At 39.8% G+C, this 22,734-nt stretch carries 15 protein-coding genes; all 15 read right to left on the minus strand.

Features of this window, described 5'->3' with window-relative positions:
• Window positions 1-10: 10 nt before the first annotated feature.
• Window positions 11-4,117, minus strand: a complete 4,107-nt coding sequence (locus ACY2A0_RS06820) for a DUF5977 domain-containing protein (RefSeq protein ID WP_461788814.1) — start codon at window positions 4,115-4,117, stop codon at window positions 11-13.
• A gap of 265 nt (window positions 4,118-4,382) precedes the next feature.
• The gene (locus tag ACY2A0_RS06825) at window positions 4,383-5,531 is read right to left on the minus strand and encodes a type II secretion system F family protein (protein ID WP_461788815.1); all 1,149 of its coding nucleotides are present in this window, start codon (window positions 5,529-5,531) and stop codon (window positions 4,383-4,385) included.
• Between the two features lies 1 nt (window position 5,532).
• Window positions 5,533-6,003, minus strand: coding sequence for a hypothetical protein (locus ACY2A0_RS06830; protein ID WP_461788816.1), 471 nt, complete (start codon window positions 6,001-6,003; stop codon window positions 5,533-5,535).
• Complete coding sequence (locus ACY2A0_RS06835; RefSeq protein WP_461788817.1) at window positions 5,990-6,352, minus strand: type II secretion system protein; 363 nt, start codon at window positions 6,350-6,352, stop codon at window positions 5,990-5,992. Before ACY2A0_RS06835 ends, ACY2A0_RS06830 begins: the two co-directional genes overlap by 14 nt.
• Window positions 6,340-7,566 carry a hypothetical protein gene (locus ACY2A0_RS06840; RefSeq protein WP_461788818.1) on the minus strand — a complete coding sequence of 409 codons (1,227 nt, stop codon included), beginning with the start codon at window positions 7,564-7,566 and terminating at the stop codon, window positions 6,340-6,342. Before ACY2A0_RS06840 ends, ACY2A0_RS06835 begins: the two co-directional genes overlap by 13 nt.
• A gap of 6 nt (window positions 7,567-7,572) precedes the next feature.
• Window positions 7,573-8,160 (minus strand): toxin-antitoxin system YwqK family antitoxin, encoded by a 588-nt coding sequence (locus tag ACY2A0_RS06845; RefSeq protein WP_461788819.1) that lies wholly within the window; start codon window positions 8,158-8,160, stop codon window positions 7,573-7,575.
• A complete protein-coding gene (locus ACY2A0_RS06850) occupies window positions 8,161-8,658 on the minus strand; it encodes a hypothetical protein (protein ID WP_461788820.1) in 498 nt (165 codons plus the stop codon). It lies immediately after the preceding gene.
• A 1-nt stretch (window position 8,659) separates the two neighbouring features.
• Window positions 8,660-9,610, minus strand: coding sequence for a hypothetical protein (locus ACY2A0_RS06855; RefSeq protein ID WP_461788821.1), 951 nt, complete (start codon window positions 9,608-9,610; stop codon window positions 8,660-8,662).
• Window positions 9,607-10,440: a LytR/AlgR family response regulator transcription factor gene (locus tag ACY2A0_RS06860; protein WP_461788822.1), complete on the minus strand. Its 834-nt coding sequence runs from the start codon at window positions 10,438-10,440 to the stop codon at window positions 9,607-9,609. The genes ACY2A0_RS06855 and ACY2A0_RS06860 overlap by 4 nt, the downstream gene beginning before the upstream one ends.
• A 649-nt stretch (window positions 10,441-11,089) precedes the next feature.
• The gene (locus tag ACY2A0_RS06865) at window positions 11,090-11,569 is read right to left on the minus strand and encodes a hypothetical protein (RefSeq protein ID WP_461788823.1); all 480 of its coding nucleotides are present in this window, start codon (window positions 11,567-11,569) and stop codon (window positions 11,090-11,092) included.
• A complete protein-coding gene (locus ACY2A0_RS06870) occupies window positions 11,569-14,871 on the minus strand; it encodes a DUF6443 domain-containing protein (RefSeq protein ID WP_461788824.1) in 3,303 nt (1,100 codons plus the stop codon). The genes ACY2A0_RS06865 and ACY2A0_RS06870 overlap by 1 nt, the downstream gene beginning before the upstream one ends.
• A gap of 52 nt (window positions 14,872-14,923) precedes the next feature.
• Window positions 14,924-18,814 (minus strand): DUF5977 domain-containing protein, encoded by a 3,891-nt coding sequence (locus ACY2A0_RS06875; RefSeq protein ID WP_461788825.1) that lies wholly within the window; start codon window positions 18,812-18,814, stop codon window positions 14,924-14,926.
• Between the two features lie 240 nt (window positions 18,815-19,054).
• Window positions 19,055-19,591: a hypothetical protein gene (locus tag ACY2A0_RS06880; RefSeq protein WP_461788826.1), complete on the minus strand. Its 537-nt coding sequence runs from the start codon at window positions 19,589-19,591 to the stop codon at window positions 19,055-19,057.
• Window positions 19,591-20,781 (minus strand): hypothetical protein, encoded by a 1,191-nt coding sequence (locus ACY2A0_RS06885; RefSeq protein WP_461788827.1) that lies wholly within the window; start codon window positions 20,779-20,781, stop codon window positions 19,591-19,593. The genes ACY2A0_RS06880 and ACY2A0_RS06885 overlap by 1 nt, the downstream gene beginning before the upstream one ends.
• Entirely contained in the window at window positions 20,781-22,733 is a 1,953-nt protein-coding gene (locus ACY2A0_RS06890; protein WP_461788828.1) for a secretin and TonB N-terminal domain-containing protein, read from the minus strand. The genes ACY2A0_RS06885 and ACY2A0_RS06890 overlap by 1 nt, the downstream gene beginning before the upstream one ends.
• Window position 22,734 lies beyond the last annotated feature (1 nt).

The raw sequence follows: 22,734 nt of genomic DNA on the forward strand, positions 1-22,734 counted from the left end.
GCTATCATATTTATTGACAAACGCCTTCTTCTATGATTACTCCCTGTTGAATCCTATACCATTTATTAGGGCCATTGTTAACCGTTTTAAAAAAAGTATAATAACCATCTGCTATTGGATATTGCATCGTGCTATCAGAAAAACACTTCACCAAGGCCTGCGGATCATTATAATAATATAGAGGTACTATATCCTTGTCCATATCTGCAGTATATCCACATAAAGAAGTCAAGTTTTCGAAATGCACCATATTATTACTTTGGCCATTTTGAAGTGAATTATCTCCTACTTCCCCTTCATCAATTGCTTCGGCGTCGCAACTGGCAAGTTGTGTAATACTATAGTTCGGGCTATATAATAGTTCAAGCATATAATTAATTAGCTCACCGGCGTATGGCGGTTCATTGGGCGGTGAGGACGGGATTGGTCCTATATATTCTCTCTCTATCAGATATTCCCCTAATTCCTGTCCACCTAGTACACTCAATGTAATGACAGATCCATTGTGGTAACGATACTGAACGTTTACTGGAGATTGTTTTACAAAGTGGCCTAATGGATCTTTAGTGACCTTAACAAAATAAGTTAGATACACTTCTCTATAATTACCATTTGTCACTTGTCTTAAACCACTACTACATAGAGATACATAAGTACCTTCTAACGTGCACTCGCCCTCTTGATTCGCATAAGCCTGTCCATTTTGGCTTATATCGGCGTAAGCCTGAAGATCTGCATCTGACTGTGATATGATTGAAGTATATTTACCCAATGGAACTGTGTATACTTCTTCGGAACCATAAAATCCTGACCCACAATTATTTTTATAAAACTTCTGGGATATTGAAATACTATGATAAATTTTTGGGCGGGTGTAATAATTATAGCTCTTAATAATATTGCTCTGTTGATCTTTTATATGATTTAATCTCTGGAAGTTATCATACTCATAAGTCGACAACATTCCTTTTGCATCTTTTTTACTAATTATTCCTACTAAAGGCTCATAACTATAAGTAGTAACCATACAGTTATAACTCATCAAATCGTTTCTAAGAACATCAAGAAAAGTGTGATAATCCTCAATACCGGGAATATCTGGATGTAGGATGTAATTGCTATATTCATCCAACGGAATAGCAAATATATTTTCTATTGTGGCGTAATCAACTCCTTCTATTACAGCTACTGGATAATTTTTACCGTAGCTCCAAATATAATTAGTCTTTACACCGCCATTCTTAGAAAAGCTTAACACATTTCCTCTATCATCATATTTAAAATATTCAAGCCTCACCTCTGACGCATTACCTTCCACTTGGGTTTTTACAAACTTAGGAAGGATGAGTGCCGTGTTACTGCTAAGGTTTTTGGCATACTCAGTACTTAAGGTTTCTTTCAACACATTTTCCAAGTAAATTTCCTGTTTAATAATGGGAGAAATTATATTATGTTGTACCATCTCATCATATGTATTAGCAGTAGCAAAATCATATGGATAAAAATTAGTCAAACCACTTGTTTGTTGATCACTTCGCTGCAATTTCTCTGTTTTTAATTGCTTAAAATTATCGTAAGTGATCTCTCTAACCGAAGCTACCGGGTTGAGACCAAAAATGTCATACTTCGTATTCGTTACCTTAACCGGCAAATAGGCATAAGTATAATTTTTATAAGCATCACCTTCGATATAAATATCATTAGAACCAGGGCATATCCTAAATGACTTTGATTTGATGGCCCTTGTAAACTGAATAGATTTATTAATTGCCTGATATTCTGTTTCTGTTTTCTCTACTAGCAAATCTGTCGCTGTATAATGTTCCACTTTATACGCTTTCCCTCGCTCTTCGTCTAATGAAGTGTAAACATTATATGGACTTACCATCATATTAATAGAAGTATAATGTTCATCCATATGCCCATTATCAAAATTGGTAAAATAGTGTATGGTATAACTACTATTATTAAGCTTTTCTACCACTTCACTATACCCTATATGAGAGCCCAAACTATTAGTTGATCCGGGGAGATGAGACAACGAATTGAACAGGTTTTTCTCGTAATAAGCTGTAGAAGTGGCAGACCTAACCTTGAAATTTTTAAATAAATACTGAAATTGACCGCCAAGTACACCGCTTGAAGTTAGGGAGTTGAAAGCTTTTGAATTTTTATAGGCATTGACATAAAAATACTCCTTCACCATGTTATTAGTTGGATTAGCTGCATCATAAGTGGTAATTTTCCTAATTCTGATGCCCCCAACATTACCCGAATAGCTTTCTAATGCGTCCCTTCCTTTTGACAATTGTTGACTAGCACTATTAGCTTCATATTCAAATTTTGTAAAGCCTCCTAAAGGATATGTGATCTTATTCAGCATGCCTTGTTGTGCATAGTTGAAATTGGAAGCTCTAGAGTTATAATAGATTGAAGGATTGTTCTCCCTATCTGTAATATTAGCGAGCATGCCATTGTAAAAACCCCAGTGATCTACTTTGCCAGAAAAATAGGGTACCTCATCCATAGCATTGTATTCAAAAACATAAGGCGTATTGTACTCTCCCAAACTACTTCCTTCCTTTACGGATTTCAAAGTTAACCTCTTATTCACCCCTGCTTCATACGCAAACTGAAATGATTTCACAATTGCGCCGCTATTGTTTTTGATTTCGATATTATCTAGCTTATACCATTCTAATCTTCGTGCTAGCCATCTTACCCACGCATCGCTGTGTACATCCGTTTGAGATACCGACGTAGGGATATTCACAGGGACGGAAGATGTCTGTTCGTCATAGTATAAAATTGGAAATATTCTTTTGTAAAAGTAACTTGGCTTATCAATGCCCCCAGCACCTCCTATATTTCGATCATACCTGAAATGCTGAGCAATGATTTCATAAATGCTTCTTGCAATGGTTGCACCACTAGCGCTCAAATAATAGTCTTTCCCAAAATCGAGCTCACCACTCGGGGATCTATTAAAGTTAATTGTACCTGTTAAGCCTACAATTCTTTTAAGATAGATCGGTGAATTTAGCCTACCTATATAATCTTCTCTGAAAGAGCCACTAGATAACCCGCAAGGGGGAACCCAAAAACCACTGCCACTCCCTCCAGTTCCAAAATTCTGACTAAAACTTTGCGATAGCTGGTTGATGAATGCCCCTCTCTCATATTCAAATGATACTTTCTTACCTGATGGCTCTACGATTTCCTTTAAGTACCATGCATCCGCCTGCCAAAAATCTTTATCCTGATTAACGAAATCAATACTATATTCAATAAAATTGCTACTTCCTCCGTATACATATTTTGTTCCATCTGTGTCAACAATGGTAAAACCAGCAAAGGTTTTTGAATAACCCAAATTTTGCAATATACTACCTGGGACTGGCTGAAAGGGTACTGGCAAAAAGCTACCACTAAAAATAACCTTTATCGCACGATCACTTTTCACTTTCCACGTCCCATCCATATCTAAATAAAATTTGCCGGAACCATTTGGAAAAACGAATGAGAATTCATCAGGTTCTATATCTGAATTTAAGCCTGCGATTTCCTTAACATACTCTTCATTATTCCATAACGATGGATTTAAATATGGAACATTAAAATAAAATCCAAAGTTACTTGCATTAGAAACTCGTTCATCAACGTCGTCTGTGAGGTAAATACTGGTTTGCTGCGCCCTTTCTAACGTATTAAGGTCATCAGGAAGGCCCTTAACAGTTCTAGTAATTGCTCCTCCCATTGAAATTGACCAATTTGCGCCAACCCACCCGGGGTGGACGTCGGGCCGAAACCCACTTGCGTGATAGCTTAATTTTATAGGTACAGCGATTTTACCTTCCAAAAAGGTATATAAAGGCACTTCAATATTTGGAATACCTGTAAAATAAGATACTGGAACTTCACCAAATAGACCGAGACTGCTCATATTTGGTGTTTGAATACTGACTTGATCTTTCTCTGTTATTTTTTGAACATTCAATTGTGCATATGCAATGGAATAAGATAATATGCACCATACCATCAATATTGACCTTTTGAAAGAGATATCTCTAGCCATCCCCTTTATAGAAATGACAAAAAATGAAAAAAATCTAAGCATAGTTTACTCCTATAAATATTAAGATATAATTTATGAGCATTGTTATACCTATCGATAACACTCTCATTAACTGAAGCTAAAGTGATTTTTTCTACATTACAATTTTTTTTGCCAACGCTCGTTTTCGAGCTGTGAGCGACTTAAATTGCGGTGCAAACTTGTAATTTCGGAGGGTAAAGTGTTTTCAGAAAAACACTAAAATCAATGTAATTTAGGATAGAAAAAACCAAATTCTTCTTAAAACTCAACTCCAGAGAAAAAAACTCTAAAAACTGTTACTCATTTGGAACATTGGTAAGTACATAGCAATTAATATAACACCAACTGCTAAGCCAAGAAAAATAATGATCAAAGGTTCCAACAGGCCGCTGATGGCATTAGTCTTGTACTCCACCTCTTCAGTGTATTGACTGGCTAACTGTTCAAAAAAATATTCCAATTTATTGACCTCTTCAGCAATCTTAATCATTTGAATGAACTTAGGCGGATAAAATTCACTCTTAGCTAGCGTGGCAGAAAGTGCACTTCCTAGTAGGATATCTTTCTCCGCCAAAATCAGTGACTGTTCAATTGGATAAAAAGAAATCATCTGCCTTACCATTTCAATAGCATTAAGCAAAGGAGTGTTAGTTCCTGTTAGCAGGCGCATCGTATTGGCAAAACGAGCCAAATAAATTTTCTTAACGATTTCTCCTACAACTGGGATTTTAAGTATGAAAACAGTAGACCATCTTTTGAACCAATCTGCTTTTCTGGCCCATAGGTATAATGTGATCAGCAAAATCGGCAGAGAAAGCAAAAGATAGATATTTTTGTCAAACCAATCTGAAAAGCTTACGATCAGCGATGTAATATAAGGCAGTTTACCACCAAAGCGCTTAAAAACATCGGCAAACATAGGCACTACAAACTTAATCATGAAAAAGATTGCTGCAAACGAAGTGGTTAATACCAGTAGAGGATAGGTAATGGCTCCTATAATCTTTCTCCGCTGAGTTATTTTGTTTTTGTAATACTTTGCTAGTTCTAATAATACTTCCGCCAATCTTCCCGTTTCCTCGCCTATGCGCACACTATAATATTCGTAACTACTAAATTTGCCTCTCTCTCTTAGCGCTTGTGAAAGCGAATTTCCTGCAAGCACTTCAGCCTGTATCGCATTAAAAAGCAATCTATCTTTATCACTAGTGTAAGAACTTGAAGACAGTTCCAACGCTGCTTTAAGTGCAATGCCCGATTTTAACAATGTGCCAAGTTCATTGTAGAATGCTTCCTTTTTCTTATCCGGCAACTGCCCATCACCAAACGATATATCCCTGCTTAGTAATTCACGTAAATTACTCCCACTTGTAGCGTTATGCTGTTTGGACTTTTTGTTAGGCGACCGAAAGTTAGAGATATCTACGGTAGGCATATCAATGAAATAGATTTTGTGAGCTATAATGTTTCGAAAAAACCATTGGAATTTTGGCTTGATTGGAAAGTTCTACTTTAAACTTAACCAAATCTACCGTGTCGGCCTCCGATGCTTCAACTCCTTCAAATACCATATAGAGATCGCTAACCGCCACTTTCAAAGTGTCGATTCTCCCAGGATCTACTTGTCGTAAAATATAATCATCTTCAAATAAATAAGAGACCCTCGTACTATCCGATTGGCATAATATACCATCTCTCAGTTGGAGCAAAACGGTCGCCTTCGCTATATCCTTGCACAGTACCTGCTTCATAGATAACACAGCATCTGCACTTTCATTTTTTTCTTGAAATTTCGTATAATATGTTGCTATAATACCGTATGCTGTGTAGCAGATACTAATACATATTGCCGAAAGTAACATGGCAACAGTTACCTCCAGTATGGTATATGCCCTAATTTTCTTCATTTAATTTATCTACAAACCAACAACGATACATGGTGATTTTACGTCCTTCCTGTATAGCGGATATTTCCAGCTGTGACAGACCAGCCGCCACTGCCGGCATCACCCTTAGCTCATAACCGATGCTATCTAAAATTAAAACTTCCTCATCAATCTGCCCTTTATTTTTCACGTCAGCTGCAATTAAACGTATCTGATTTTCCGCCTTGATCTTAGCAGAAGACACACCGGTGTTCATTACATTAGCAAAAACATGCATAGCTATAGTAAACACTATTACAATAATAACCATGGCAATCAACACTTCTATTAAGGTAGAAGCTTCTAATTTTCTTTTGATCAATCCAACCATTGCAGCACCTTGTTTTCTTTTTCTTTCCCAAATAATGGTGAAGTCAAATAATACTTACTTCTAGCCTTGCCATTAAAGGCTACATCAATTAAGAAATTCTCGTATAATGTTTGGGCAGTTTGCATAATAAAACGATTACAGGACACTTTTCCATTAACGACTATTCCTTTTTCAAGTTTCAATAGACCTGCACAGAAAACTTCCCCTTTAACTTTCACATCTTGCTCTAAACTTACCATAGTTTGCATAGAAGTGCGCTCTTTTTCAAAGCTAAATATGGCTCCAGCGAAACTAGATCCTTTCCCAAGCAACAATTGAGGTTGATTAACTGAATTGGATGTTCTGATCAATCCTATTACTGAAGGATAGTCAAATGCCACTTTTTCTGACACCAATAAACTATCGCTTGCAAATAGTTGGCATCGCCCTTTAAAACCTTTCTCCACTTTAATCTTAGGCGCATAAACTTGTACATTGCTTAGCTTCGCATTGGCACCTATGGTAATCAATGAATCACTAGTCAAAACGATTTTTCCACTTAACGATACGTTATCTAGCCTAGCATCTTTTCCTAAATAAAGTTGACGTGGTGCTCCTCCAAATGGGAGCTGCATATTTTGCACTAAATCAACTTTCCTAGCTTCGATATGTTCTAGGTTATATCGTAAGCTCGAAAGCACCTCTTCATCCAAACCTGATAGCTCACGTTTACTATCTTTAATTTTTCCTTCATAAACTAGCCGATCTCCAGTATAAGGCTTTCCTTCGGCATAAGCCTGACGGAGCCCGGATTTAGGCATCATTATATTGCCAGTTATCCTAGTGCCACCGCTTATTGACAGTGGCCTGTCTTCGTCACTTAAATACAACGTAATAGAATCAGGAAGTTTTCCCAAAAGAAACTTGCTTTCAATGGTGTCACGTTCTATGAAAGCCCGCATCTCGACCAACTCATAAATCCCCCAAAAATCCCTATTGATTGAGATACTGTCCGTACCAAAACCATATAAATCTAATTTTTCAATGCCATTCTTTTGATTTTCCTTTAAGACGTAAACCATACCAGACTCTAAATTATCAATTAAGCGCTGATAGCGTACCACTTTTAGATAACTATTGCGATAATGAGCTGCCAGCATAATCAGTGAAGCAGAAACAACCGCAATAAAAAAAGCGATAACTATAGCAAAATAAAGTGCCCCAGCTCTTAGCATCCGATACTATTTATGCTTTTTCCAGAACTTCCACCATGAAACTCCGTTTCTCTTAAACTCCACACCTTTACGATACGTTAATACAACAACACTATCTCCGTTAATCACTTTTCGTAATTTACCGCTAAGCTTACCATGTGAATATTTTCCTTTCTCAATTAGCGTACCGTGCTCATCGTATCTGTAAAAATCACCGTGTTCCAATCCGGCGTTAAAGTTAATTCTAGAAATTAAACTACCATCGTCTCTCCATTGTTTCCATTCTCCATGCTTTAGTCCGTTATTAAAGTTCCCTTGTTCCTTCAACTGTTTATTTAAATAAAAGCTAGTGTACATACCGTTTAATACTTTCCCACTATATCCGCCATTAGTGATATTAATTTGGCTGCCGGCTAACCAATAGTATGGGCGCCCTACTTTAGCCTTATCCAACTTTACTTCAGGGGATAAAGTGAAAAAAGAAACCTGATAATCAGGAAAAGAAAGATGATGCTGATAGGCTTCGGAGTTAGCCATCTTTAAGTACGACTGCGAACTAGCATTGAAACCGGTAGTCAAGATGATCAAAGTCAAATAAAAAATATTGTTTTTCATCTATTTAATCTTTATAATTTTTGTTTCGCCCTGAAACTGTATTTTCAATGAATCAACAGAATTCTTCAATAGTTTCAGTCCATAAGCACTCTGTCCTTCCTTTAAAAGTACAGAGTTTCCATTCACTGTAAGGAGCGCTGTTTTTTGTTTAGTATCTGGATTATTGATATAGCCACCATATGATATCGTTGGCCAAACCACAGGCGATTTTATAGGTATTAATTTTGCTCTATTTACAGCACTGACAGGTTGAGCATCTTTTTTTTCATAGTCACTTTCATAGCCTGCAACTACCTTAAACGGATCACGATAATTAAGATCAAGGCTTACTTGATCGTCTTGGTGGTCTATTATCTTAAAATACTGCGGCTTAGAACTCGATGTAATTAATGATGGCTCATCATCCTCACTAGCGGCTGCGTAGACACGATAAATAATAAGCCCCCATACTGCGGCCACACAAACAATTAATACATAGGTAAATGCCTTTCCTTTCAATTTATTGTATGTTAAATGTAAAGAAATTACTCCACGAACCTTTGTTGCCTGCCCTGTCAACCGCTCTAACCCGCCAAGATAAAGCTTCCCCACTTTCGCCGACCGTCAATAAAGAGCTATTGTTGCTTACTACCTGTGGAAAAGAACTGTTATATGGAGTAACCATATCACTTTTATAAAGTCCCAACTCGTACTGCACTGCATCATTAACTGCACTCCAACTCAAACTAATAGGTTTGCTAACTGTTTGCCCGTTAGCTGGCGTGTTCAAAATCACTTGAACTGGAGGCGTTGCATCATAAACAATATTTCTAACGGTAGACCATTTGGAGCTTTCATTAGTATTCTCCGCCCTCACACGAAGCTGGTAACTTCCTTCCTGAGGCAGCATATATTGATAGCTAAGATTGTCGGTGACTGCATTCAAAGTTAAATTATTTTCATTCAAAAAATTGTTTTTATCGATTTGCAACCTGTAGCCTGTTGCGCCGTAAAGCTTCAGCCATTGAACTGGAATAACGGAATTATTGGTAAAAATTTGTCCTACTGGTGAAGTTACTTGCAACGTTTGATCGCTAAGTGATGAGGGGTGTACAGTAAAGCTTTTAGTAACATATGCTGTTCTGCTACTGCCGTTCTCGGCACGAATACGCCACTGGTAATTTCCAGGATCAAGCGTATAAACAAACTTGTCGGACTTGACCAAGGTATCTAAAATCATTTTTTGAGCCGAAGCAAAAGATGGATAAGCCACTTGTAACCGATAGCGCAGGGCATCTGAATCCAGCTCCCACCAAAAGGTTAATTGATAAGAATTGGTTTCCACTCCGTCAGCGGGTGCTATAGCATTAAGCGTCTTATTTTCTAGCGATGGCTCAATGAACTCTTTACACGAGATTAATACTGTTAAAAAACCGCAAACTGCAAAAAAAAATGTTTTTCTCATCATCATATATTAATGATATCGGTTGTGAAATCAGCATGGATTGCCATCAAAATCAAAAAGTAATTGATGGCTTTTGATATGGAATAACTCTCAAAAGTCTTACTTGTCTTCTTAATAAGCATATCTCTTCTTCTATCTAGGAAGCTTTTTTTGTATACCCCTCCCAATGGGACGATATATTGCTGATTTGCATCGATAATGATATTGGTACCATCAAATGCTGATATCTTCTTGTAATTCACTAAAAACGAACGGTGTACTCTTATAAAACAATTAGACAGACTTTCCTCCATTTCTTTAATTGTATAAGCACATAGATATCTTTTACCATCTTCCATTTGAATCACTATGTCATTATGAAAAGCTTCCACAAAAAGTACACTACATGCATTCACTAACACCTCCACTTTTGCTTTTGGATCTGGTTTTACAAAAAAAGAATCGAACGAACTCGAGACTGTCTTTGATTTATCGGCAGATGGCAGCATCAAGCAAAATCGTACAAACTTGTTTACTACCCGTTCAAACCTTTTGAATTCTACTGGATAGGTTACATAATCCAAAACCTCATCTTCAAATGCTTGAAAAGCAAACTCAGTATTATTAGAGAGATAAACAAACGACACTTTTGACCTTGATCGCTCAATGAGCTTCTTAAACTTCCCTATCATGTCGCAGTCTATAAAAACGATGTGAACTGAGAGATCCAATAAATCGGAATATCTGGTGGGAATTCCATCATACCAACCTACCAGTTTGGTTAATGGATGTTGAAGTAGATGCGAGAAAACCGAATTAAGTTTATCCTCCTTTGTAATTACATAACAATTTATCATAGTGTAGATTGAAAATTGGTAGCATGATGTTTGTTTCCGACACTTAAATTTAACGAGGTAAAAAAGCAGACACATCTGCCAATTATGGAAATGAGATGGCGCATAATAAAGATTTTTAACTTTTTCCTAAGTTAAGATTTAATCCAAAAAGATAAAATATTTTGTGAAAAATATGGGACAAACTACTGCTGTATATCACCGCATTCCATAATGAGATATTTTCGATTTTCTCCAAGCTAACTTTTGCTTCGATTAAAAAAGCTTTACTAAGGAGTATGCCGGGTTGTTAAAAGCGCACTATGCGCTTAAATCTCTGTGAAAATTAAGATCTACATACCAAATATATTATCGAAAAACCTATAGCCAAATTTCAATCCCCTTCCGTGCAATAGCACTTTGCGAGGTATATTTCTAGACAGAGTTTCCGATTATAGTTCTCGATTTAAGTCTTTCATCTCTGCAAATATTCTGAGCAAAGTATTTGCTTTTCGTTTTGGATAAGTTGCCCTACGGAGGGATTGAACCAAAGATGGAGACTTACAATATTGCCCATCATATCATAGGTGATAAACTTCATACCCTATATCGGATTGCAAATCCGTTGATAGGAAGTTCGAGATGCGCTGCGCTTAACATCTCGAACAGCGGGTTATTCTTGAATGTAAGACTTTGTTTTCGAGATCTGTTCCAACCTAAGAATAATCTCGTTTTCAAACACGGTTTTGATATTATCCTGTTCTTCCTTACTGAGTTCATCTTTGATATACCACTTGTCTTCTTCTTCCTTGTACACCGCCCTTAAAGATATCCTTGCATACCCGGGATTTTCAACACCAAACCCAGCATCTATATAGGTTACATAATGCACCCTTGCAGGTCTGGCATCAAAGTAGAAGAACATTCCTTTAAGAAAGCCATACCCTCCTTTTTTCCAATAATCTTCAATATATTTCTTCTCGTTGGGAACCTGAAACTGCGGATGCTTCTGATAGAACAACCTTAAATAGTTCTCCATATTTTCCTCTCCTACTGGAAAAACAAATATACCCCATCCGCCCAATGTACCTGCACTTGGCAGTGAACAAGAGCTAGCAAAGCAGATAAAGATTATAAAAACAAATTTCTTCATTATTTTTTTGGCGCTGAAACCATCACTGGCATATAATATTCTATAGTTTTTGGTAAGGCCCCCAGCCCTAATCCAACCCCAACTACTACAGCACGAAACCTATTTAACGCATCTAGATTTGGATTTATGGAATGTAACAGGTTTTCTCCAACAAAAGTCCAATCTGCGGGTATAGCCCGTTTGTCATTAAACAAGCCACCAGAACCTTTAATTTGCATCCTATCATAAGCTAAATCGTGTTTAAATGCTGAAAGTTCTACAGGATTCGGAGGGAGATAAGAATAATCATCTTTTCCATTATATTTTTTAGGATTATCTCCACCTGCATAAGTTGTTCCGAGTATGTTTTTACCCAATGTCCTGATATCTAATGCGTCTGGCGTCAAATCTCCTTGTACGCTGTGCCAGAAATTATTATAGGATTTTTGATCTGTTACCCAATGCTTGCCACCATAGAAATCTCTTTGCTGTGTTATACTAAATCCATCTAACAATTTTCCACCATTACTTAAAATTCCTAATCCCCCTTTCATCTCCCCATCTATAAAGCTTGACATCTGGGACATACTAGGGTTGTTTTTTAATGCAGAATTCTCAAATTGCATCATATTTAAAAATCGCTCTATATCCTCTTTCTTATTCGTAATGTAGCCGTTTGCCGTTTTCTCCCATAATCCAAATGGATCAGTATAGTTAATCGGATTATTGAAACAATACCGGAATGGAGTTAGATTTGGAGCTAGTTCAGCAAGCATATCAAGAACATTCCACCTTCCGATAATAGGATCATAGAACCTAGCCCCGTAATCGTACTGTTCCAGTTCGTCCTGCAGCTCCTTGCCGTTATAAAGGTACTTGTTGTTCAGGGATACCGCACCATCTCCATTCAGCCCGGACTTCCTCAGCCCAAAGGCGTAGTAGTCGTCACGCTGCAATATCCGCACAGCACCGTTGTAAATATCGAAAGTTGTCCGCACATTTCCAAGGTGGTCCGATAGATTATATCTGTAGCTGTAGCTGCCGCCGCTGTTCAGCGCAACGCCCTCGGGCATCTGGATGAAGTCGACCACGCCATTGACATACTGGATCCCGTCCACATAGTCCGTCGTTTCAGTAGCATTGGTACTGGACACCTTCCGGAGCTTCCGCCCCGTGGCATCGTAGGTGTAGGACATGCTGAGTCCCGACCTGCTTGCCGCCTGCGGAAGGTCAAGGTGGTTGTAGGACAGCGTTGTGCCCGTGCGGCCATCGGTGGTGGCGTTGCCGTTGGCATCGTAGCCGTAGCTGCCCGTAAGCCCCGCTACCGACTGCAGCCTGTTGCCCACATAACTGTATGCCCTTGCCCCGGTATTGTCGCGGTTGAGGCTGGCGATGTTGCCCATCACATCGTAGACCAGCTGCTCGGCCATGCCAGTGGCCGTAGCGTTCAGCAGCCTGTTCAGCCTGTCGTAGCCATAGGCGAAGCTGTTGGACGTACCGTTGGTGTACGCCTGCCCCGAGATGTTGCTGTTGTACTGCGGAAGCGTGCCGTTATCGTACTTCAGTTCCATGGAGAATTCGCTACTGGTGCTGTTCCGCAGCCAGCCCCGCTCGTTGTAGCTGTAGGCCGTAGACTGTATGCCGTTATGTAGTTTCTTCTGCCTCAGCTGCCCGATCTCGTTGTACAAGCTCTCGCTGACCACCGTAGGTGCCGCACCGTTGATGCTGTGGGCGGTGATCCTCGGACGCCCCATGTGGTCGTAGTTCTGTACGGTGGAGATGGTGGTGGCGGCCGATCCGTCCACGTGGTGGATCCGTTCGGTAGAGGCCAGCGTGCCGTCGAAATCCCACACGTTGTCCACCTCGTCGTAGCTGTTGGCGCTGACCGCACCGCCCTTGTAGTGCTGCACGAAGGTTTTCTTCACCCTCCCATAGTTGTCATAGTAGATGATGCCCAGCAGGCTGTCACCGGTGCCAAGCACATTGGTCAGGCTGCCGGTGGCAAGTCCCCTTGTCATATCGCTCTTTCCCACATACTGGTACTGTGGCGTTGCCGAGCCGGGGAAGTCGTACCGGTCGTAGTAGCTCACCGTAAGCCTGGTGTAGGCATATTCGGAATGCCTCGGGTAGGAAACATCGGTATAGTCCCCATTGGCGGGCCTGCCCTCCCACAGGGGATGGTCGGGAGCGGTACCGTCGCTCTCGGCATCCACTTCGGCCTGCATATACGTCCGCTGTCTGGGAACGGCCGTGGCGAACATGCCGGTCGTTACCGTACGCCCAAGGGCGTCGTACTTGGTGAACGACCACTGGTTGCCCGCCCTTTGGTTGGCGTCCTGGCTGAGCACCAGCTGGTCAAGCCTGTTGTAGACCATGTACTCCCAGCCCCTGCCCGGTATCTTCTTCTCCACCAGTCTGCGCCTGCCATCATAGCGGTAGCCGTAGATGGACTGGTCGAACACCGCCTGCGTCTCGTCGAAGCTGCCGATGTCCTGCCCGTTCCCGTTCACCGCAGGGGGAAGCACATAGCGGAGGTTGCCCAGGTCGTCGTACACATAGTACGTACTCAGGCTTTTTGTGCTGGTCTCCCAGGTCCGCCTCAGCACCACCCTGCCATCAAAATCCCTGTACTCTTCGGTAGTGCCGGCATTCCCATCGGCGGCCTTCCAGTTCTCGTCCCCGATGGTCGTTTTATAGAGCCTGCCGGGCTGGTAATAGCTGGAAGTGGCGCCGTTGCCGGCGCCGTTGATGCTCCACAGCTTCACCTCGTTTGCCGAATTGGTGCCGTAGGCCGTACGGACCGTATGGTCGTCGGCAGCCCCGGCCGAGGGCTGCCATGCCGTGCCCGGGAAGCCCTGCTTCACCACTCGGTTCAGTGGGCTCGGCTCGAAAACCGTGATGCTGTAGGGGCTGGGGGTCTTCACCACGTTCGCGTCCCACCCGCCGGAGGGTTGGTAGTACTGCCCCTGCGTGGTGATGCCGGTGGGCTTATAGCCCCCGTCGCCAGCCGTCTGCTCGGCATAGGGAAGGTACTTCTTCGCCTCACGCCCAAGGGCATCGTATTCGAAAACCTGTACCAGATCTTTTCCGGTGGGGCTGCCCTGCCAGGTCACCGTCTGCAGCGGCCGGCCAAGGCCGTCAAAATATTGGATCGTCCGGTTGGCCTGGCCCACAGTAAGGCCGCTCAGGGAAGCGACAGTAGTCTTCCCAGGTACCTTTACCAACGTCTCCATCACGTAGTTCTGCGTCGATGAAGGCGTTTGGGCGTATACATGCATGCTCGAAAGAACGGAAAGCATTAGTATAGATAAGATCTTGTTCATAAATTAACTTTAAAAAACCTGTTAATATTTCTGCGTCGAAAGAAGTGTACCATTATTGACAATTACCAGCAATAATGTTAAAGTTTATATAAGTTCCCGCTTCGAGTGTTACCGTAAAAGTGTATGCAGTCTCAATACCATTATTAGCATTAGCTTGACACTGACTGTCAACTCCATCTCCAGACATTCTTACCGCACCGTATCCAGTACCATATGATTCTGAGTAAAGACTTCCAACAACCTTAACCTCAAAAGTATATGTTCCAGGAACTACCGATTTCTCTTCTACAGAGGGATCATAACTCAACATTAACGACCCTTGCTTATATACCTTCACATTACTAATGTAACCAGTACCATCAATTGCTTCTGTACCTATTGTAATTGGAAAAAGCACTACACAACCAGCCGCCTGATTTGCATAGCCTTGAGCATTAGCAGTAAGGTCAGCATTGGCCAGCGCATCTGCAGCAATTTGACTTGCGGCAGAGTATTTTTTTGCAGGAACGATATACCAAACATAACCAGCAAGTGCATCCGGTACGCAATTATTTCTAAATATCTTTATTTTCTTTTCGGAATTATAATAAATAGGGGTCGGCAAGGTATTGCGAAACCTATAATCATAACTCTTTATGATATGTCCAGAATTATCCTTAAGTGCAGCAAGTCGACCAAACGTATCATAATTATTAGACCAGGTTTTTCCAGAAGCATCTGAAGCACTTTCTAACCCAATCAATGGCTTATAAGTATATATTGAGACATTAGCATCGGATGGATATACCTTGATATTATCATAGGCTACTCCACCAGACAATGTATGACTTGGCGAGTTAAAAGCTTCACTTTTTATTTTCCATAAGCCATTATCCAAAAACCAATAATCAATTTTGTAAGATTTACTATTCGGAGCGGTCCAGTTAACAACAAAGTTTCCGCTGAAAAATTTTTCCCCAGATTGTGCCACGCCGGATGTTGCACCCGTATACTCCTCGAAATCTTGAATATAAACTTCGTCTTCATTCGCATTTACCGCTTCCATAATAGGATACCTTTCATCATATCCCCATTTATAGGAACTAACTACACCCCCTACCTTCCTTTGTTCAATAATATTTCCCTTGCTTCCATACTTTTCAATCTTCAGGCGCTCAACATATGCTCCGACATCGTGAATTAAATTATTTCCACTTAAGTAAGAAGGCACAAATCCCATCAAAGGAAATTCGTTTTTAAAAGAAAACACAGAAGAAATTAGACCGCTTGAATTGAACTGGTTATAAATTCCATTAGCAAATCCCTTAGATACATTTGCTGGTGTCAATATTTCGTTGTATTGCTCAACAACTTTATTTACTACGTTTCGATTTTGTAAATAAAGTAGGCCAGCAAAAGATGAATTAGGGGAAGTGATGATGTAATCACCGGGATATTTAAAGTAAGTTTTTGTTAAGTTTCCGTCGGATTTATGTTCTAAAATAGTTGAAAGTTGTAAATGATTTGTGCTATAGGAAAAATCTTTCTCTGAAACGACAGCAGCCACTCCCTGATGATATTCGGTTATTTTTTCTTTCGATTTGACATAAAACCTGGAAGGCAATATATTCTTACCCACAATCAACAGCTGTTGGAAGGGTGTTTGGGTACCAACATTAAAACTTGCTGCTATTCTAACGTCAAAACTAACCGTATTTTTATTTAGACCGCTATACTCTTGGAATTGCGTCTCTATTTTTTTTACTAGATTATTATCTTTTGCAAAGGTTCTTGTCTCATATTCAATCCCTCTTAGAAAAGCATAGCTGTTATAGTCATTAATCCCATTTGTGGTTGGTAGCGTAGTTAAAGCCTCGGCATCAGGATAATCATTATAGGTAGTATAATAGTGATCCACATAGCTATCATCAGAAAAAATTTCCCTCACGTTCGCATATAATATTGGCGGGCCATCTGGCGTCGCCTCCAAGTTCTCTGACTGGAACCAAAAAGCTATAGCATCATTCCAAAAATCAGATAGCCATCTCAAATACACTGGCTCTTTAGATAAAACTCCGGTGGATTTTGATGAGTTTTGCAAATCCTTATATTCGAATCTTTTCTCAGTGAGCTTATCCAGCCCATCAAAATTTTCAATTTTAGAAATCCTGAGTCCACCTCCCAGTTTTTTTGCTACAGGCTTTGAATATCGATATTTTAAAAAACCATGAGCGAGGTTGATATCACTATTTTGCCATTCAAGTAATTGATCCGTTCCGAAAATTTGCGCCAGCGTATAAACTCCCGCAGGCAATTTTCGTAATGTTGGCGAATTGGTTATTGAATTTTTCCAGATGTTATTAGGTCCGGTGGACTCTGCATCTCCCCATACTTGAATTACGGACTCCTCTGGAAAGACAAATTGAATAAGATGAGGGTCTTCGCCTCCTTCTGCGGTAAATGTGTTGCCGTTATAAATAAACTGTAACACCTCACTCCAATCATAGTCAGTACCGCTTACTGGCGAGCCACTTATACTACTATAGTCATTAGATTCGTAGGTAAACTTGCTGTATCCACCAGTAGGATAGGTCACCCTAGTTAATATTTCCGCCTGTGCAGTAATAGGATTTACAGAGCGTATAGCCGTTCCTACAAAGACTTCTGAATTGAGCTTTGTTATTGGCAGTCTAGAAACACCATTAAATTTTCCGTTATAAAATCCCCAATGATCAATGCTATTTGAATTGAAACTATTTTGCGAGGATAGTCCAAAAGCTGGCAGCTCAATCGGATTGTATTCAAAAGTATGCGGAGCTAAAGGTTCATTTTGCGAATCAAACTCAACAACAGATGCTAATTTCAACCTTCCAAGAGCGGGTTCGATGTATCCTAGAGCAAACTTTTTAAAAACTTTATTATCGTAACTGATAACGATGCTGTCTAACTTATTTTCGGTAGCTACATCAGTACCATATATAGGCTGATACCGCAAATCATTACGTAATGAAGTTTTAAACTCTACCTTTCCTTTCCCAAATTCAATTCCTTTTAGGTAGATGGTCTCATATTTCGTTGTGCTCAAAACTTCTTCTGTTTGCTCCAATTGAAAGGCCATGCTTCCCACTGAAATTCCGCCTCTAACTACTTTTTCAAAACTTGACTCTCTATATCTGAGCTTATTTCCCGGCATGTCGTAGGTAAAAGTGATTTGATTATCAAGCGGCGATGTAATTTTAGTAAGATACCAAGAGCTTACATAATAGTTTTGGGCATTCAAATCACCATTTACTCCATAGTAAGTCCATTCTTTAGCAGAAAATTCATACTTAGTTCCATCGTCCGTTGTTATATAAAAAACGTCGAAAAATTGCGTAACGCCATGATTTGATTGGTAGGAAATATCGAAATCGATTTTATATTTCTTTTGTCCTTCCATTACAGGATTTCCTTCTAAATCAAAAAAAAACTTACCGGATTCTCCGTTGAAATTGAATATGAATTTATCCGGCTTAAAATCCCTGTAACCATCAATGCTTTCAGCAATCATATTAGTAGTAGGAAAACTAGTTATTGAAGACAAAGAACTTCTACCATAATAATAACCTAACTTAGGTGCAACGCAATCATCAGGTATACTATTGACAATTCTGGTAATTACGCCTCCAGCATTAAGGTTCCATGCCAAGCCCACCCAACCTGGAATATCGGAAGGCTTAACTCCTCCCCCATTATAAGATAGACTTATTGGAAGATTAATGTCATGATGATTTACAGTATAGATCGGCACATTAACATTTATCGTCCCGGTTGCCAATCCTGAAGTGCCGAACTCCCCAAATTTACCCAAACCTGCCGCAGTCGGTGATGGAGGTATCACTTTGTTAGCCTCTACATTATAATTTTGTGCAGAGGCGAATCCAAATACAAAAGTTGCAAGGGCAGCTAACAATATCTTAATCATGAATTAAATGGTTTATTTCAAATCTAATTATTATGAATAGCTAAATTTATTTTTTCTGCCAACGCCGGTTTCTGTGGTGCGAACACCCCCATTTCAAGGGGTGAACTTGGCAATTTTAGAGGTAAAGCGATTTTTAAAAATGAGTGTTTTAATAGGAATTCTTGCCTAAAAAATCAAAATTCTTCGTGAAACGTAAAAAAGATAGCGTGGGACAAACAGTATACTACCCCTCAAGGATATCTATTTTTCTATCGCTTTTAAAGTCAAGGTCATCTCTAAAAGACGATCATTTTTATCTTCAGAAGTTTGTTTAGGCAAGCCGATGGAAACGCCAGAAATTTTACCAACACGTTGAGTTTTTGTAAGTGTATCCAAAAGCTTCACCACGCTAAAGTAGCTTCCTTTAAACTGATATTGCTGGCTTAAAACTTTCTGACTTGAACTGGTATCGGCAGTTAGCTTATTTGGGACATAAGTAATTCGCAAGTTGTTTGCTACAGCCATTCCCGAAAGCACCTGCCAGGTTTCTGTATCCATTGTGCCGGTCCTCACTTTATAATCCGCCAGTGTCTTTTGATAAAATAAGTGTTTTTGGTTTAAATGGGGATAGACTGCGTCGTCTTGATGACGCTCAGTTTCATGGCTGAGTGTGCGATTTAACCACCAAGCAGAAAAAGCTAGGGAGAACGAAAACTGATACGAAATGTAAAGAATAATTAATGCCACAGCAGGCAATAACCATTTCCTATTTTTAGCATTCAATTTAAACCGTATCATTAATAGCTTATTAAAATTTCAAACTTATACCGATCAGCTTCATGTTCCTGAAAACTAAGTAATTTAGCCCCTTTCACCCATTTTTTATCCTTCAGCAAGAACACCCAATTGTTTACAGCAGTAAGGTTATCCGTGGTCCCACTCACCTTAACATAGGGTATTTCTTGTGGTTTTGCTTCATCAACCTGCCCATAACCGATTACCATTCCTGTTAACGCAAGCGCTCTTGGCATGCTACTTCCTAGCTCATTAACCAAATAACCATAATTATATCCACCGTTCCAGTTCAAAAGCTTTAGCAACTGTTCCTGCTTAATAATGTCTTGCTGTAGCAATTCTTTCTGTTCCTTACTTGAGGTTTGAGCACCAACTTCTTTAAACAAACGCTCATTTGCTGTATTGAAATGATTAAATGTTAAGAAACTGATCATTAGTGCGGCAAATAAAATGGCCAAAAAGTAAAAGCTCCGTTTCTTCCATGCCGATTGGTCAATAAACTCTACGAAGGTTTCTTCTACATATGGAACCTGCGCCACAATCATTTCAAGCCTTTCATGCAATAACAATTGAAAAGCGGAGGCGTAACATACTAAAAACTCTTCCTCAACTACCTCACTAGCTACTTTAATAGGATATGGAGATTTTGCATCTTTTTCAATTTGGTAAGATCTAAATTGCTTTTGCTCAAGCAAAAATTTGTGACCATCAAACAATAGCTCATCGCCGTAGCTATTAAGAAGCGGCCAAATCAACACGGTGGGTATAGCGCCAAAACTTATACTATATATGGACAAGCCGACTTTAATCAGTTTAGCTAACAATTCATCTACAGTATTCTTTCTTGAAATGCTTAAACAAACAGCTTGATATTGCTCAAATTGCTGCACGTAGAAATCTTTTGGATCTATTGCTGGAAAGGCTTCCCGAAAATGCAACGCAGCTGCTGTACGTTCTTGAGTTAACGGAAGTGTTTTGTGAATTACTCCTTTTCCGGATAAAACGAGTGCTACAGGCAAGCTTTTGGGAAGGTGACCCAGTACTGTAACAAGCGGGCCTCTAGCAATTTTTTTTCCAACAACTTCCAGTTCGTTACTGATGCGTTTCAGTTTTAGGTATCGCAAACTATACTCTCCATCGCCTGCGTAGTGCAGCTCCACCCCAAGCACCGTCGACAATCTCAAATCAAACATCAGTAAAGTATAGTAGGTTTAATAAAAACCAAAGTGACTACTTTATTATTGCTCTTTTCTCTACTGCTAAAAAGCCATTTGATAATTGGTATGCGTGATAATAAAGGCACTCCAGAACCTGTTTCCGATTTCTCAGTTCGCTCTAAGCCGCCCAGTACAATCATATCTTCGTTTTTAGCACGTATTAAGGAGGTAAATTTGCTGGTAGATTTGGGCGGCGGCGCATTTAATGGTGGATTGCCTATAAAATCTGAGATATTAACTTTGATATTCAATGTTACCTGATCATCGCCAGAAACCACTGGGCGAATATCTATTTCCAAATTCGCATTAACTTCAGTAAACTGTTCGGTCACTACAGTTTGCGCATTCAATGATGGAATTACGTTTTGTGTACGCTGACTGTAATAACGTGAGCTACCAATGCTCAAATTAGCCGTGTGGCCATTCAACGTTGACAATTTGGGCACTGAACGGATTTCTACATTAGAATTGTTTTCCAACGCACTCAACTTCACATAAAAATTTGGAGTTACCCTACCCAAGTTAATTGAATTGTTATTGCCTAAACGGGAAAGAAAATCGTTGATGGAATTGGCACCGAAGGTATAATCAATTCCTGGAAGAATGGTTCCACCAGTTTTTACGCTGTCCGATACGCCAGCCGAAATTCCAGTCTTTACGGTTTTTCCCTTCCTAACATCTACGAGGGTTACTTCTATCAGTACCATTGGCACCACGCGATCAATCTGTTTGATATAATTCTCAATTTCGTTGATCTGCGGAGCCGAGCCCGACAGCAAAATGGTATTTTGTTCCCTAAATTCCTTAATCTCCACTCCTTTCTTCCACTCGCTGGGGATCATCATTTGAATAGTATCTAAGGACCGATGCTGTAGCTGTACAATACGATGTGAGCGAAGACCTTCCAACCTTCTGTCACCAATCAAGTATACACCACCTTCCCGCTTGAACGTATACTCTGTACCCTGCAAAAGGGAGCTCAGAAAGTTATCGTATGTGATATTATTTAATCGAGTTGTTACGCTTCCTTTTATATCCGAATAAAGAAAATAATTTACACCTGCTTCTGCGGTTGCATTTCTTATCAGGTCGATGATGGGTGTATTTGCCGCATCAACACTTAAGAGTTTTAATCCGTTAGGTCCGTTTTTACTTGTTAGGTTAAAGCCATTGGAAGTACCGCCGGTGCCGCCTCCACTAGGTCGCAGGTTACGTTTTACTGCAGTATTATTTTCGCTACTGATGTAGAGCTCTTCGCCTTCGCCCAGCGCCTGAAAAATAAATACATTATCACTGGTTTTTGTAAGTTTTAGGCCATTTGCATAAGCCAGTTTATCTAACGCGGTTTCAAAGGGTGCAGCTGCTATAAATGCTGAAACCGTTTTACTTAATAATGCAGTAGGTACAATTACATTTTTTTGAGAAACTTGACTGATTTTTTTTGCAACTGCCGAAAGTGAATCGTTATTGAGCTCAAAGCCTAGCTGATCTGTACTAGCATTGTAAGTTACTCTTAGACTTTTCGGCTGTATGATCTGTTTTGGCGCAACAGCTTTGGAAATCGTCATGATAGAACCTATCAAATTGATGTCCAAGTCGTATTCTTTGGCTAGAAACAAAAGAATATTTATGGCAGTTTCGTTGGTAAAATTGTAATAGACTTTAAAATTAAGCTGAGGGTCAATATTAACGTTAAGGTTGTTAGTTTGGGCTAGTGCTTTTAAAAACTCTTGAGCACTTACTCCAGACATGGAAAGTTGAACTTTTTGTTGCAAGCCTGGAACGGTAACCGCTAAAGTTTTTAATCGATTTTCTATTTGCTGCAATCTATCTGCACGGCCCTGATCTTGGGCAAATACATCAGTTACAGCACTAAAGCTTAGCAAAAATGCAGAGAAGGTGAATAGGAGCAGACGGAAAAGCTTCATT

It is taken from the genome of Pedobacter sp. (genome assembly GCF_965249885.1).
Taxonomy (GTDB): Bacteria; Bacteroidota; Bacteroidia; order Sphingobacteriales; family Sphingobacteriaceae; genus Pedobacter.

Bases quoted from the DNA above. Each gene is read 5' to 3' on its own strand.
- ACY2A0_RS06890 (WP_461788828.1), bottom strand. From the start codon at position 22,733: ATGAAGCTTTTCCGTCTGCTCCTATTCACCTTCTCTGCATTTTTGCTA.
- ACY2A0_RS06835 (WP_461788817.1), bottom strand. From the start codon at position 6,352: ATGGTTGGATTGATCAAAAGAAAATTAGAAGCTTCTACCTTAATAGAA.
- ACY2A0_RS06880 (WP_461788826.1), bottom strand. From the start codon at position 19,591: ATGATACGGTTTAAATTGAATGCTAAAAATAGGAAATGGTTATTGCCT.
- ACY2A0_RS06855 (WP_461788821.1), bottom strand. From the start codon at position 9,610: ATGATGATGAGAAAAACATTTTTTTTTGCAGTTTGCGGTTTTTTAACA.
- ACY2A0_RS06875 (WP_461788825.1), bottom strand. From the start codon at position 18,814: ATGATTAAGATATTGTTAGCTGCCCTTGCAACTTTTGTATTTGGATTC.
- ACY2A0_RS06820 (WP_461788814.1), bottom strand. From the start codon at position 4,117: ATGCTTAGATTTTTTTCATTTTTTGTCATTTCTATAAAGGGGATGGCT.
- ACY2A0_RS06885 (WP_461788827.1), bottom strand. From the start codon at position 20,781: ATGTTTGATTTGAGATTGTCGACGGTGCTTGGGGTGGAGCTGCACTAC.
- ACY2A0_RS06860 (WP_461788822.1), bottom strand. From the start codon at position 10,440: ATGATAAATTGTTATGTAATTACAAAGGAGGATAAACTTAATTCGGTT.
- ACY2A0_RS06840 (WP_461788818.1), bottom strand. From the start codon at position 7,566: ATGCTAAGAGCTGGGGCACTTTATTTTGCTATAGTTATCGCTTTTTTT.
- ACY2A0_RS06830 (WP_461788816.1), bottom strand. From the start codon at position 6,003: ATGAAGAAAATTAGGGCATATACCATACTGGAGGTAACTGTTGCCATG.
- ACY2A0_RS06870 (WP_461788824.1), bottom strand. From the start codon at position 14,871: ATGAACAAGATCTTATCTATACTAATGCTTTCCGTTCTTTCGAGCATG.
- ACY2A0_RS06825 (WP_461788815.1), bottom strand. From the start codon at position 5,531: ATGCCTACCGTAGATATCTCTAACTTTCGGTCGCCTAACAAAAAGTCC.
- ACY2A0_RS06845 (WP_461788819.1), bottom strand. From the start codon at position 8,160: ATGAAAAACAATATTTTTTATTTGACTTTGATCATCTTGACTACCGGT.
- ACY2A0_RS06865 (WP_461788823.1), bottom strand. From the start codon at position 11,569: ATGAAGAAATTTGTTTTTATAATCTTTATCTGCTTTGCTAGCTCTTGT.